The organism is Microbacterium sp. NPDC080005 (assembly GCF_040702445.1).
Taxonomy (GTDB): Bacteria; Actinomycetota; Actinomycetes; order Actinomycetales; family Microbacteriaceae; genus Microbacterium; species Microbacterium oleivorans_D.
In genome coordinates this window covers 1061555-1075542 of sequence record NZ_JBFBLD010000002.1, presented here as the reverse complement: position 1 = coordinate 1075542, position 13988 = coordinate 1061555, and the positions used below count along the sequence as shown (strand labels likewise).

Annotated in this window: 12 protein-coding genes; 4 read left to right on the top strand and 8 right to left on the bottom strand. The window is 72.4% G+C overall.

Translation table 11 applies throughout. The features are described from left to right. The first annotated feature begins 36 nt into the window (after positions 1-36). The 4 genes from AB0259_RS12005 to araA all read left to right on the top strand — a co-directional run bounded on the left by AB0259_RS12005 (position 37) and on the right by araA (position 5006). Complete coding sequence (locus AB0259_RS12005) at positions 37-1029, top strand: substrate-binding domain-containing protein (protein WP_366222756.1); 993 nt, start codon at positions 37-39, stop codon at positions 1027-1029. A gap of 163 nt (positions 1030-1192) precedes the next feature. After that, positions 1193-1888, top strand: coding sequence for an L-ribulose-5-phosphate 4-epimerase (locus AB0259_RS12000; protein WP_251581439.1), 696 nt, complete (start codon positions 1193-1195; stop codon positions 1886-1888). Continuing rightward, complete coding sequence (locus tag AB0259_RS11995) at positions 1885-3507, top strand: FGGY-family carbohydrate kinase (RefSeq protein ID WP_366222754.1); 1623 nt, start codon at positions 1885-1887, stop codon at positions 3505-3507. The genes AB0259_RS12000 and AB0259_RS11995 overlap by 4 nt, the downstream gene beginning before the upstream one ends. After that, on the top strand, positions 3504-5006 hold the full coding sequence (gene araA / locus AB0259_RS11990) for an L-arabinose isomerase (RefSeq protein WP_366222752.1): 1503 nt from the start codon (positions 3504-3506) through the stop codon (positions 5004-5006). The genes AB0259_RS11995 and araA overlap by 4 nt, the downstream gene beginning before the upstream one ends. Before the next feature lie 300 nt (positions 5007-5306). Here araA and AB0259_RS11985 read toward each other — a convergent pair whose 3' ends face one another. The 8 genes from AB0259_RS11985 to AB0259_RS11950 form a co-directional block, all read right to left on the bottom strand. Continuing rightward, positions 5307-5849, bottom strand: coding sequence for a hypothetical protein (locus AB0259_RS11985; RefSeq protein WP_251581421.1), 543 nt, complete (start codon positions 5847-5849; stop codon positions 5307-5309). Next, positions 5849-6259 carry a DUF4383 domain-containing protein gene (locus AB0259_RS11980; RefSeq protein WP_251581420.1) on the bottom strand — a complete coding sequence of 137 codons (411 nt, stop codon included), beginning with the start codon at positions 6257-6259 and terminating at the stop codon, positions 5849-5851. The genes AB0259_RS11985 and AB0259_RS11980 overlap by 1 nt, the downstream gene beginning before the upstream one ends. A gap of 168 nt (positions 6260-6427) precedes the next feature. Further along, on the bottom strand, positions 6428-8377 hold the full coding sequence (locus AB0259_RS11975; protein WP_366222751.1) for a DUF2264 domain-containing protein: 1950 nt from the start codon (positions 8375-8377) through the stop codon (positions 6428-6430). Between the two features lie 13 nt (positions 8378-8390). Further along, entirely contained in the window at positions 8391-9497 is a 1107-nt protein-coding gene (locus tag AB0259_RS11970) for a glycerate kinase (RefSeq protein WP_366222749.1), read from the bottom strand. Next, complete coding sequence (locus AB0259_RS11965) at positions 9494-10537, bottom strand: LacI family DNA-binding transcriptional regulator (RefSeq protein ID WP_366222748.1); 1044 nt, start codon at positions 10535-10537, stop codon at positions 9494-9496. Before AB0259_RS11965 ends, AB0259_RS11970 begins: the two co-directional genes overlap by 4 nt. Positions 10538-10582: 45 nt before the next feature. Beyond that, the gene (locus AB0259_RS11960) at positions 10583-11455 is read right to left on the bottom strand and encodes a sugar phosphate isomerase/epimerase family protein (protein WP_366222747.1); all 873 of its coding nucleotides are present in this window, start codon (positions 11453-11455) and stop codon (positions 10583-10585) included. After that, on the bottom strand, positions 11452-12654 hold the full coding sequence (locus AB0259_RS11955; protein ID WP_366222746.1) for a dihydrodipicolinate synthase family protein: 1203 nt from the start codon (positions 12652-12654) through the stop codon (positions 11452-11454). The genes AB0259_RS11960 and AB0259_RS11955 overlap by 4 nt, the downstream gene beginning before the upstream one ends. Positions 12655-12657: 3 nt before the next feature. After that, positions 12658-13785, bottom strand: a complete 1128-nt coding sequence (locus tag AB0259_RS11950; protein ID WP_366222983.1) for a Gfo/Idh/MocA family oxidoreductase — start codon at positions 13783-13785, stop codon at positions 12658-12660. Positions 13786-13988: the final 203 nt, after the last annotated feature.

The following is a 13988-nucleotide window of genomic DNA, read 5'->3' as shown; positions in this document are numbered from 1 at the left end:
CATCGGCGTGAGATGGCGACCGCTACAGTGAGCGCCATGGGACGGGCCGGGACGACACGCGCCGGCGTGCGCGACGTCGCCGCGCGCGCGGGGGTGTCGACGCAGACGGTCTCGCGCGTCATCAACGACAGCCCGAACCTGCGGCCCGAGACCCGCGCTCGCGTCGAGGCCGCGATGGCCGAGCTCGGCTACCGCATCAACAACGCCGCGCGCGCCCTCGGCACCTCGACGACCCGCACCGTCGGCGTCGTCGCCTCCGACGCGACCCTGTGGGGCCCCGGCGCCGGCATCGCCGCGCTCGACGCGGCCGCCCGTGAGGCCGACCGCTGGTTGGCGACGGCCTACGCGGATGCCGCGGACCCGGCATCCGTCACCGATGCCGCCCAGCGACTGCTGTCACAGGGGGTCGATGCGCTGATCGTCGTCGCGGCGCACACGGCGACGCTGCCCGCGCTGCGGCAGGTGGCCGGCGAGACGCCGATCGCCGCGCTGCACACCGGCGCGGGCGCCGAGCGTCAGCGGGCGGGCGCCGCGCTCGCGATAGAGCACCTCCTCGCCCTCGGGCACCGCCGCATCGCCCTGCTCGCCGGACCGGCGGACTGGCTCGAGGCGACGGCCCGCGACGAGGGTGCCTCGGCAGCGGCGGCGGCCGCCGGCATCCGTCCCGCCACGGTCTGGCGGGGGGACTGGAGCGCGGCCGCGGGAGCCGCGGTCGCGCGCGAGGTGGCTGCGGCCGTCCGACGTTCGGACGGCCCGACGGCGGTCGCCGCAGCCAACGACCAGATGGCACTGGGGCTCATCGCGGGCCTCGTCGCAGCGGGGCTGCGCGTGCCCGAGGACGTCTCGGTCACCGGGTTCGACGACAACGCGGATGCCGCCTTCTACACACCCGCGCTCACCACAGTGCGCGTCGACACGGCCGGTGAAGCCCGCCGCGTCGTCGCCGAGGCGCTGGGCCTGCCGGCGCCGGGCGAGGTCGCCGACCCGGTGCTCGTCGCCCGTGCGTCGACCGCCGCGCCGCGCGGGTGAGAAGCGGGGGTGCGCCGGCTCCGCAGATTCACCGTCGCCGGGCGCCGGATGGATGCTGCGATGCGTCGAGCTCGCGATTCTCGAGGAGCTAGGGCAGGCCAGGTCGGAGCGCAGTGGTGTTCCGACCTGGCGAAGGCGAGATGTTACCGATAACATCGAGCGCATGACCGATCTCGATGAGGCGATCGCCGCCGTCCGCGCGGACGTGGCCGCCCTCCACGCCGAACTCGTCCGCTACGGCCTCGTCATCTGGACCGGGGGCAACGTCTCGGGTCGCGTTCCCGGCGCCGACCTCTTCGTCATCAAGCCGTCCGGCGTCTCGTACGACGACCTCGCACCCGAGAACATGATCCTCTGCGACCTCGACGGCAACGTGGTGCCCGGCAGCCCGGGCAGCGACCGCTCGCCCTCGAGCGACACCGCTGCGCACGCCTACGTCTACCGGAACATGCCCGACGTCGGCGGCGTCGTGCACACCCACTCCCCCTACGCGGTCGCGTGGGCCGCGCGCGGCGAGGAGATCCCCTGCGTCATCACCGGGATGGCCGACGAGTTCGGCGGCCCGATCCCGGTCGGACCGTTCGCGATCATCGGCGACGACTCGATCGGCCGCGGCATCGTCGAGACCCTGCGCGGGCACCGCTCCCGCGCCGTGCTCATGCAGAACCACGGCCCGTTCACGATCGGTGTGAGCGCGAAGGATGCCGTCAAGGCCGCCGTCATGTGCGAGGACGCCGCCCGCACGGTGCACTTCGCCCGCCAGGGCGGCGAGCTGATCCCCATCCCGCAGGACAAGATCGACGCCCTCTACAACCGCTACCAGAACGTGTACGGCCAGAGCTCGGACGACCGCCGATGAGCGCGGCCTCCGTCATCACCACCGGCGCCGCAGCGCTGGGCATCGAGCTCGGCTCGACCCGCATCAAGGCCTGCCTCGTCGACGCCACCGATCCCACCACGGTGCTCGCCGTCGGCAGCCATGAGTGGGAGAACGCGCTCGAGGACGGCGTGTGGACCTACGCCGAGGACGCGATCTGGTCAGGTCTGCAGGCGGCCTACGCCGACCTCGTGACCGACGTCCGCCGTCAGGGCGCCGAGCTCACCGGCCTCGCGGGCATCGGCGTCTCGGCGATGATGCACGGCTACCTCGCATTCGACGCGGACGGGAACCTCCTCGTCCCGTTCCGCACCTGGCGCAACACCTCGACGGGCGCCGCCGCGGCCGAGCTGACCGACCTGCTCGGCGTCAACATCCCGCTGCGCTGGTCGATCGCGCACCTCCACCAGGCCGTCCTGGACGACGAGGCGCACGTCGCGTTGATCGCCAAGATCAACACCCTCGCCGGCTGGGTGCACGAGAAGCTCACCGGCCGCTTCGCTCTGGGCGTCGGCGACGCGTCGGGCATGTTCCCGATCGGCATCGACGGCCGGTACGACCGCGAGCGCGTCGCCGCATACGACGCGCACGCCGCCGCCTTCCTCGCCGGTCGCAGCCTCACGGACCTGCTCCCCGAGGTGCTCCCCGCGGGAGCGGATGCCGGGACTCTCACGGCGGAGGGCGCCGCCCTGCTCGACCCGACCGGAACACTTCGCCCGGGTGCCGTCGCGGCTCCCGCCGAGGGCGACGCGGGCACCGGCATGGTCGCGACCAACGCGGTCTCGCCGCGCACCGGCAACGTCAGCGCCGGGACGAGCATCTTCGCGATGGTCGTCCTCGAACGCCCGCTGGAGCGGGTCCACACCGAGATCGACCTCGTCACGACCCCCGCCGGCGACCCCGTCGCGATGGTGCACTGCAACAACGGCGCGAGCGAGCTGGCGTCGTTCGTGTCTCTGTTCGCGCGGTTCGCCGCGGCATCCGGTCAGTCGCTGACGACGGATGCCGTCTTCGAGACGCTCCTGCGCGAGGCCCTCAAGGGCGCCGCGGATGCCGGTGGTGTCCTCGCTTACAACCACCTGAGCGGCGAGCCGATCGCCGGGCTCGCCGAGGGTCGCCCGCTCGTGGTGCGCACCCCGGACGCGGACTTCTCGCTCGCGAACGTCATGCGCGCGCAGGTCTACGGCGTGTTCGCGACGCTCGCGATCGGCATGCAGACCCTCGCCGAGGAGGGTGTCGGGCTGGACCAGATGTTCGCGCACGGCGGGGTCTTCCGCACCGCCGGCGTCGCGCAGCGGTTCCTCGCCGGGGCGCTCGACGCTCCCGTCACGGTCGGCGACACCGCGGCCGAGGGCGGCGCGTGGGGCATGGCCGTGCTCGCCGCGTTCACCGCGGCGCAGCGCGGGACCGACCTCGCCACCTACCTGGACGACCACGTGTTCGCCGGTGCGGCATCCGTCACCGCCGACCCGGATCCGGCGGACGTCGCCGGATTCGCCGAGTACCTCACCCGCTACCGCGCCGGTCTCGCCGCCGAGGCCGCCGCCGTCACCGCACTGCCGCTGCGCGGCATCCGCTCATCGAACGAAGGAACAGCATGACCCTCTCCACCAGCCTCGAGCAGTACACCGTCTGGTTCGTCACCGGCAGCCAGAACCTCTACGGCGAGGAGACGCTGCGCCAGGTCGCGGAGCAGTCGCAGGCCGTCGCCGAGGGACTCGCCGGTCTGCCGGTGAAGGTCGAGTGGAAGCCGGTCCTCAAGGACTCGGAGTCGATCAAGCGGCTCGCCCTCGACGCGAACGCCGACGACTCGGTCATCGGCGTCATCGCGTGGATGCACACCTTCAGCCCCGCGAAGATGTGGATCTCGGGCCTCGACGCGCTGCGCAAGCCGCTGCTGCACCTGCACACGCAGGCGAACGTCGAGCTGCCGTGGAACGACATCGATTTCGACTTCATGAACCTCAACCAGGCCGCGCACGGCGACCGCGAGTTCGGGTACATCCAGACGCGCCTCGGCGTGCCGCGCAAGACTGTCGTCGGGCACGTCTCGAACCCCGTCGTCGTGCAGCAGATCGAGGACTGGGAGCGCGCCGCCGCGGGCTGGCAGGCCGTCAAGACTCTCAAGCTCGCCCGTTTCGGTGACAACATGCGCTACGTCGCCGTCACCGAGGGCGACAAGACCGAGGCCGAGCTGCAGTTCGGCGTGCAGGTCAACACGTGGAGCGTGAACGAGCTGGCGGATGCCGTGGCCCAGGCGTCCGAGGCGCAGATCGACGCCCTCGTCGAGGAGTACGTCGCCTCGTACGACGTCGCCGACGAGCTGCTGCCGGGAGCCGAGCGGCACCAGTCGCTGCGCGACGGCGCCGCGATCGAGATCGGGCTGCGCTCGTTCCTCGAGGCGGGGGGCTTCGGAGCGTTCACGACGTCGTTCGAGGACCTGGGCGCACTGACGCAGCTGCCCGGCCTCGCCGTGCAGCGCCTGATGGCCGAGGGCTACGGCTTCGGCGCCGAGGGCGACTGGAAGACCGCGATCCTCGTGCGCGTCGCGAACGTCATGGGTTCCGGCCTGTCCGGCGGCGCGAGCCTCATGGAGGACTACACCTACGACCTCGTGCCCGGCAACGAGAGGATCCTCGGCGCGCACATGCTGGAGGTCTCGCCGTCGCTCACGACGTCGAAGCCGCGCCTCGAGGTGCACGAGCTCGGCATCGGCGGCAAGGCCGACCCCGTGCGCCTGGTCTTCACGGCGGACGCGGGTCCCGCCCTCGTGGTCGCGATGAGCGACATGCGCGACCGGTTCCGCCTCGTCGCGAACGTCGTCGAGAACGTCGACGCCCCCGATCTGCCGAAGCTGCCGGTCGGCCGCGCCGTGTGGAAGCCGTCGCCCGACTTCGCGACCTCGGCATCCTGCTGGCTCGCGGCCGGCGCCGCGCACCACACCGTCATGACGACCGCCGTCGGCATCGAGGTCTTCCGCGACTTCGCGGAGATCGCCGGCACCGAGCTGCTCGTCATCGACGAGGACACGACCGTGCGCGGGTTCCAGAAGGAGCTCCGCTGGAACCAGGCGTACTACCGCCTCGCGCGCGGACTGTAAGGCGCGCACGGAACGCCCCGGCATCCTCGAGGATGTCGGGGCGTCGTCGTGTTCGGGACGTGGCGGGTGTCACGCGATGCAACGGATGCCGGACGGCGCGCCGCGGCATCCGCTCGGGTACCGGCGAGTCGCGGCGGATCCGTTGCATCCGCCGACGCGGGGGGATGCGGGGCGGCGTGCGGCCGCCCGGGTGGCGGGTGCCACTCGATGCAATGGATGCCGGATGACACGCCGCTGCATCCGCTCGCGTACCGGCGAGTCGCGGCGGATCCGTTGCATCCGCTGACGCCAGGGCTGGCGTCAGTGCCCGCCGTGTCCGGGCATGAAGACCTCGTTGACCTCGGCGCCGGGCGCATCGCTGCCGATGGGTGTCGCGGCGAGTGCCGGGGTCACCAGGCCTGCCAGCAGGAACGCCCCGACGATCAGGCCGCCGACGCTCGTGCGGGCGGCGGTGCGAGCGGCCGCGCGCGACGAGCGCGAACGCTCTGCCCGCCGGAGCGTGACCGCTGACACGACGCCGACCGCGAGGCCCAGCCCCGCGGAGACGACGACGGGATAGATGCTGGTCTGCGGCGGACCGACCACCAGCAGCACGGTCACCGCGACGAGACCCGCGAGCGAGACTCCGACTCCTGCGCGCGGAGCGACCACGCGCCCGCGCAGGAGCGCGACGACGCCCCACGCGACGGTGCCGGCCCCGATGCTGGCGAGAAGGACGCCGATGCCGCGGTCTGCAGCATCGGCGCCCTTCACGATCGCGCCCGCACCCAGTCCGAGGTGAAGCAGTCCCGCGCCCCACGCGGCGAGCGCGGGCCAGGAACGGACCAGGACGGACGGCGACATCAGACGGCCGCGCGAGCCGAGACCTGCTTGTCGGCGGCGATGCCGACGCCGAGCAGGACGAGAGCGCTGGCCAGGTGCAGGAAGTGGTCGGCCGTGTTCAGCGCCAGGATGTTCGCGGCGGTCCCCACGAGGAAGAAGCCGACGACACCGAGCAGCAGGTACGCGGCACCGACGACAATGTTGACGCCCTTCGCGGCGCGGACGTTCGACAGACCGCCGATGAGCAGCGCTGCACCGATGAGGAGGTGCGCCACGTTGTGCAGCGGGTTGACCATGAAGATGCCGAGCAGCAGCTCGCCATCGGTGGCGAGGAAGTCCACGCCACCCGTGACGGCGAAGCCGAGCAGCCCGACGAGGATGTAGACGGCGCCGAAGATGACGGCGACGAGGCGGTTGGGTGAGCTGGTCATGGGATTGTCCCTCCGTGTGATGCGGCGGATGCCGCGGGCCCTGCAGACAAGTGGTGCTGCATGACATTCGGTGCGACGCCCCGAACGGATTGCGCTCGAAGCGTCGTCGCCGACTGTAGAGAGGGGTGCGTCCCGATATCCCGGGGTTGTGACGAAGCTGGACGAATGCTATGAGTCCCCTGCGGGGGGCGCGAGCGACGTCCGCGTGCGGGTGCCGTCCGGCCAGACGACGTCCACCGCGTCGTCGACGCATCGGAGGGACACCCCGGTTCGGACGGGCAGGCCCGCGCCCCGGAGGTCCACCACGACGGCCGCCACCTCTCCGACGGCCACGTCGAGGTCGACGACGGGCACCGCGCTGCGCGCGCCGAGCGGCCCGGCATCCGCCCGCGTCACCACCTCCGCTGTGCCTCCTGAGAGCGAGCGGATGCCGCTGCGCAGCGCACCGGCGACGGCGGCGGCCTCGGCCGCACCGATCCGCGCCGCGGGATCGTCACCGGCCACGGCCCAGCCGCCGACGCGCAGGCGTACGTCCTCCGGGGCGACGCCGGTGGCGAGTTCCTCGACGCGGACGAGGCGGACCTCGAGGCCGCGCCGCACGAGCGAGTCCACCCGCAGACGCCCGGCACGGCGGGAGGTGCCCGCGAATCCCGGACCGTGATTGCGGGTCGCGAAGTCGGCCGTGATCCAGTGGGCCTCCCAGACCGCCGAGGCCACGCCCACCTCCTCGCCCGGAACGCCGTCGACCCGGACGCCCCGCAGGAGCATCCCGGCGCGGTGCGTGACCCGCCCGTCGGGTGCCCGCAGCACGACCGACTGCTCGAGCGGCTCCGCCCACGCCCGGACGTCGAGCAGCGGGGCGGTCGCTGTCGAGTATCCGATGCGGGTGTACAGCGGCGAGTCGGTCGACACGGTGCCCGGCTGTGCGTGGTCGGTGCCGTGGTTGACGACGCGGACGATCCCGTCATCGCGGGTGGCAGAGACGACCCACCCCGGCGACGCCATCGCACGGAGGACGTCGCTCGCCGCGACGGGCAGCGGCCGCGGATCGGCGGTCCACACCGGATGGTCGGCGGGCAGCATCAGACCCATGAGCCCCTTGACCGCCCAGTACGGCGAACCGGGCCCCGAGTAGGACTGCGCCATTGTGCGCCACGGGCCGTGCCAGCCCATCGTCAGCACGCCGTCTACACCAGGGACGCCTCGGTCGGCGAAGTGGCGGACGACGGTCTCAGCGGCGTGCCGCAGCCTGCCGGGCGTGTGGGAAGGCACCTCCGCGATGACCCCGACCCAGAAGACGGCGGCCGCCGCGAAGCGGTAGATGAGGCTGCGCCCCTGGATGAGCGGCGAGCCGTCGGCACCGACGAGAGCGAGCGCATCGTCGAGGAAGCGGTCGAGGCGGGCGATGTCGCCGGCCGTCCTGCCGGCGGCGAGGTCCGCGGCCCCCGACATCCGCGACCACAGGATCGGGTAGGTGTGCAGCGCCCACCCGACGTAGTGGTCGTACGAGCGGTCGTCGCCGTCGGAGAGCCAGCCGTCCTCGCGGACGAAGGAGTCGTGGCAAGCGAGATCGGCCGCGATGTCGTCCGGTGACCACGGTCCGCCCACCGATCGCAAGAAGGTCTGCACGACGACCCGGAACCACACCCAGTTGTTGCGGGGGTAGCCGTCGTCGCCCACGACCGACGCGAACCAGGCGATCGCCCGCTGCTGCGTGACGGCGCCGAGCGTGTCCCACACCCAGGGCCGGGTGAGGTCCAGGACGAGCGCGATGGATGCCGCTTCGACCTTCGCCTGCCCGTGCTCGTCGGGGCGCACCCAGCGGTCGGGCGCCTCCGGATCGACGCCGGCGGCGACACCCCTCCTCACGAAATCGAGCAGCTCGTCGACGCCCTCACCCCGCGCACCCGCGATCCGGAAGCCGGCGAGCAGCAGCGTGCGGGCGAACCCCTCGAGGCCGTCGATGTCGTGGCCGTAGCCGCCTTCGGCACCCGGGAAGTGGATGCGACCTCCACCCGCCGACGCGTGTCTCTGCGCGGCATCCAGCAGCCGGTCGGCGTACGCGACCCAGTCCTCGCGGGACCATGCCCGTCGTTCCGGTCGCGTGTCGGCTGCCATGGACGACCTCCGGTCAGGTGCTCCGTGCCGCCAGCAGGCGTCCGGCCTCCGTCAGCCAGCGTGCCGGATCGGCCATCGACGCGGCCGCGCTGCCCGCGAGCTCCGTCAGCGAGATCGCGCCTACGAAGCCGGACGTGTCGGCATCCGTTCCGATGCGACCCGCGACGACGGCGACGGGCACACCGTGGGCGGCGGCGAGTCCGTGCACGAAGCCGGGGACCTTGCCTGCGGCGGACTGTCCGTCGAACGACCCCTCCCCCGTGACGACGAGGGAGGCCGCGGCCACCGCCCCCGCCAGATCGACGAGGTCGGCGATCCGCTGCGCGCCCGGCACCAGCTCAGCGCCCCAGGCGGCGAGCGCGAAGCCGGTCCCACCCGCTGCTCCTGCACCCGGAAGGAGCGGATCGGCGGCGGGGACACGTCGGGCGATGCGGGCGGCGTAACGCTCGAGAACGCCGTCGACCACTTTGACGTCAGCGGCCGTCAGGCCCTTCTGCGGACCGAACACGGCGGCCGCACCGGCGGGTCCCGTGAGCGGGTTCGTCACGTCGCTGAGCACCGTCACGCCACCGGGCGGCGGGGTGCGCAGGTGCGAGAAGTCGATGGCCGAGACGGCGGCCAGCCCGCGCGCACCGGCGGGGACGTCGCGCCCATCGGCGTCGACCATGCGCGCACCGAGGGCGCGCAGCATCCCGCTCCCGCCGTCGGTCGAGGCGGACGACCCGATGCCGAGGACGAGGCGGTCGACGCCCGCGTCCAGCGCCGCGGCGATGGTCTGACCGAAGCCGGTCGTGTCGGCGTCCCACGGCAGCCGGTCCTCCCCGAGGAGCTCGATGCCGCTCGTCGACGCGAGCTCGACGACACCCGTCCCGTCGGGCAGGAGCAGCCAGGCGGCGTCGACGAGGGAGCCGCGAGGGCCGCGCACCCGCACCGGCCGGCGCTCCGCTCCCGGGACGGCCGCAGCGAAGGCGTCGAGCGTCCCCTCGCCGCCGTCCGCCATCGGTCGCAGGACGACGTCGGACGCCGCGTCGATCTCGCGCCATCCCGCCGCGAACGCGACGGATGCCGCGGCGGCAGGCAGCGAACCCTTGAGACTGTCGAGGGCGACGACGACACTCATGCGCGCGGCGGGGTGCTCTCGCGCAGCAGGACGTCGAGCCGGAGGTCGTCGGGATGCGGCTCCCACTCGGCGTCGATCGCTGCGCGGAACGCCTGGTATCCGACCTCTTCGAGCGGAACGTGCACGGTGGTGAGCGCGGGCGTCACGTCGCGACCCGTGGGGATGTCGTCGAAGCCCGCCAGGGCGATGTCGGCACCCGCGGTGCGTCCCGCCGCGCGGATCGCCGTGAGGGCGCCGATGGCCACGACGTCGCTGATGCCGAACACGACCGTGCCGGCCTCGACGCCGTCCTCGAGTGCGCGGGTCATCGTCTCGTACCCGGCTTCTCGGGTGAAACCGCCGCGATAGACGCGGGGCTCCTCTCCCCCGCCGCCCGTGAATCCGTCGCGGAAGCCGTCGAGTCGGGTGTCGCTCGTCGCGGTCCCCTCCTCGGCGGCGAGGACGACCGCCCGTCGGTAGCCGCGGTCGACGAGCGCCCGTCCGAGCGCCTCGGCTCCCGCGCGGTTGTCGAGCACGAGCGAGCGGACGCCTCCCGCGCCGGGCCCGAGGGCGACGACCTGACCGCCCATCGCGCCGAGCAGGTCCAGTTCCCGGGTCAGCTCGGGGGTCGGGCCGGCCGACGTGCGCGACGCGGCGAGGATGAGCCCGCGCGGTCGCTGGCCGCGCAGTGCGCGGACGAGGCGCACCTCGCGTTCCGGGTCGCGTTCGGTGATCGCGACCGTGACGACGAGGCCCGCCTCATCCGCTCCCCGGGCGACACCCGAGGCGATGAGCCCGAAATAGGGGTCGGCGATGTCGGCCACGAGCAGCGCGATGATCGCCGAGGTCCCGCGCGCGGTGGCCTGCGCCGAGAGATTGGCGGTGTAGCCGAGACGTGCCGCGGCCGCCTCAACGCGCACGCGGTAGGAGTCCGCGACCTTGCGCGTCGAGCCGTTGAGAGCGCGTGATGCGGTCGCGAGCGAGACGCCCGCCTCGCGCGCGACGTCGTCGAGGGTCACCGCGCCCGAAGGGCCCGGTCGACGCAAGGTTCGGTCCGTCATGGTGCGAAGTCTACGGGCGGCCGTCGGCGTGCCCGTCGCGACCCGTCATCGACCGCCGAGGTACGGCGACACGGATGCCGCGAACCCCTCGGCCGTCCGTCGGACCGCCTCGAGCGGCTCGGTCGCCCACACGTCCGCATTGAAGATCTCGACCTCGACGTCGCCCCGGTATCCGGTGTCGATGACCGCACGGGTGAGGCCCGCCAGATCGATGACGCCGTCGCCGGGGTAGTGGCGGCCCAGCAGGACGTCCGCCGGGAGCGGGGTCTTCCAGTCGCACACCTGGTACGTCGCGATCCGGCCCTCGCGGCCGGCGCGCGCGATCGAGTCGAGGACATCCGGATCCCAGAAGATGTGGAACGTGTCGACGGCGACACCCACGACTGACGGGTCGAAGTCCGCCGCCAGATCGAGCGCCTGTCCGAGCGTCGAGACGACGCACCGGTCGGTCGCGTACATCGGATGCAGCGGCTCGATCGCGAGGGTGACCCCGGCCTCGGCGGCGTGCGGCGCCAGCTCGCCGAGCGCGTCGCGCACCCGCTCGCGGGCGCCGACGAGGTCGCGGGACCCTTCCGGAAGCCCGCCGGCCACGAGCACGAGCACGGCCTCCGAGCCGGGTGCGCCAGCGGCGGCGAGCGTCGCGGCCTCGTCGATGGCGACCAGGTTGTCGTCGATCGACGCGCGTCGCGCGGGCCCCTCGGGCATCGTGAAGAAGCCCGATCGGCAGTGCGTCGAGAACCGCAGGCCCGAATCGGTCAGCATCGACGCGGCCGTCGCGAGTCCGACCTCCTGCACCGGCTCGCGCCAGAGCCCGATGGACTGCACACCCGCCTCGACCGTCACACGCAGCGCGGTGGCGAGGTCGGCGTGCTTGATCGTGCCCTGGTTGATCGACAGGCGCGGGTCGACAGCGCTCACGCGTCGAGACCGTTCAGTCGCAGCATCCCGTTCCACCGCTGGGCGGCCAGCTCGGGACGTTCGAACGCCTTCGCCTCGTTCGCGAGCTCGACGATCCGAGACAGGTGCGGAAGGCTGCGCGCGGAGTGCAGACCGCCGACCATCTGGAACGCGGGCTGGTGACCGTTCAGCCAGGCGAGGAAGGCGACGCCCGTCTTGTAATAGAAGGTCGGCGCGGCGAAGATCTGTCGCGAGAGCGCCTCCGTGGGCCCGAGCACCTCGAGATAGCGCGCCGGGTCGTTCGCATCGAGAGCCTGGATCGCGGCCGACGCGACCGGCGTCAGCGCGGCGAACGCACCGAGCAGGGCGTCCGAGTGCTGCCGAGCGGATGCCGGATCCCGGGGCGGCTGCGGGGCGTCCGGCACGTCGGCGCCGCCGATGAGGCCGACGTAGTTGAAGTCGTCGCCCGTGAACATGCGGACGGACTCGGGCAGGCGCTCGCGCACCGAGACTTCGGAGGCCGCGTCGAGCAGGCTCATCTTCACCCCGGCGACCTTGTCGACGTTCGCCTCAATGACCTCGAGCAGGACGGCGGATGCGGTCTGCCAGTCGGCCGCGCCGAAGTAGCCGGCCAGCTGCGGATCGAACGCGGTGCCCAGCCAGTGCAGCACGACGGGGCCGGCCGCGCGCGAGAGCACGGCGTCGTAGACGCGGCGGTAGTCGTCGGCGCTCTCCGCGACGCGGGCGAGGTGACGCGAGGCCATGAGCACCGGGCCCGCCCCCTGCTCCTCGGTGAAGTGCAGCTGCTCGAGGTACGCCGAGATGACCTCGTCGAGCGTGATCCGCTCCTCGTCGATGTGATCGGTGTTCACGCCGACGGCGACGGATCCGCCTTCCTCCCGTGCGACCTCGGCGGAGCGCGAGATCAGCTCGCGGGTGGCCGCGGCATCCAGCCCCATGTTCCGCTGGGCGGTGTCCATGGCGTCGGCGACGCCGAGACCCCACGAGTAGACGTTGCGCCGGAAGTCGAGGGTCGCGTCCCAGTCGATGTCGGCCGGCTGGCCGGGGGTGTTGTCCGCGTGCGTCTTCGGAACGACGTGGGCGGCCGCGTAGGCGACGCGGCTGCGCAGCGGCCCCTCGGGACGCGTGTACCCCGACGTGTCGACGAGCGGGACGCGGCGGAGGGCGCCGTCGCCCGAGAGCAGGGTGAGATCGGTCATCGATCAGTCCAGCGACAGCGCGTCGAGCTCGATCTTGCGACCCTCGCGGCTGGAGCGCAGGCCCGCCTCGGCGAGCTGCACGCCGCGGGCGCCGGCGAGGAGGTCGAACTCGTAGTCGGTGCCCTCGACGTACGAGACGAGGAACTCCTCCCACTGCTGACGGAAGCCGTTCAGGAAGACGTCGTTGGTCGGCACGGCCTGCCAGTCGGCGTCGTAGTCGTGCGTGTCCTCCAGGTCGGGGTTCCACACCGGCTTCGGCGTCGCGTTGCGCGGCTGGATCTTGGCACCGAACAGGCCGACCACGGCGGAGCCGTGCGTGCCGTCGACGTGGAACTCGACGAGCTCGTCGCGGTTGACGCGCACGGTCCACGACGAGTTGATCTGTGCGACGACGCCGCCCTCGAGCTCGAACACGCCGTAGGCGGCGTCCTCGGCCGTCGCGGTGTAGTGCTCGCCCTTCTCGTCCCAGCGGTCGGCGATGTGCACCGCAGCCTGGGCGTAGACCGAGTCGACCTTGCCGAAGAGGTTCTCGAGGACGTAGTTCCAGTGCGGGAACATGTCGACGATGATGCCGCCGCCGTCCTCGGCCCGGTAGTTCCACGAGGGGCGCTGCGCGGGCTGCCAGTCGCCCTCGAAGACCCAGTAGCCGAACTCGCCGCGGACGGAGAGGATGCGGCCGAAGAAGCCGGAGTCGATGAGGCGCTTCAGCTTCTGCAGGCCGGGCAGGTAGAGCTTGTCGTGCACGACGCCCGTCTTGACACCCGCCTCGGCGGCGAGCTTCGCGAGCTCGAGTGCTTCTTCGAGGGACTCGGCGGTCGGCTTCTCGGTGTAGATGGTCTTGCCGGCGGCGATGGCCTTGCGCAGCGCCGTGGCGCGCGCCTTCGTGACGAGGAAGTCGGCGTAGATCTCCCAGCGCGGGTCGGCGAGGGCGGCGTCGAGGTCGGTCGTGTAGTCCTCGATGCCGTGCTTGGCGGCGAGCTCGGCGAGCTTCGCCTCGCTGCGGCCCACGAGAAGCGGCTTCACCGTGACCTTCGACCCGTCGGGCAGTTCGATGCCGCCCTGCTCGCGGATGGCGAGGATCGAGCGCACGAGGTGCTGGCGATACCCCATGCGGCCCGAGACGCCGTTCATGATGATGCCGATCTCGCGGACGGCGGGGGCGGCGGGAGCAGCCGCCGGGGCGGGTGCGGTGATGGTCGTCTCTGACACGGTGTGGTCCTTCGTCTGGTTCTCCGCGCGGCGTGGGCCCGCCCGAATGCGGGTAAGCGCTTTCCCCTCAGTGTGTCATCGGGTCGTCGTTTGCGCAAGGACGCTCGGATGCGGTGCGGCGGCAC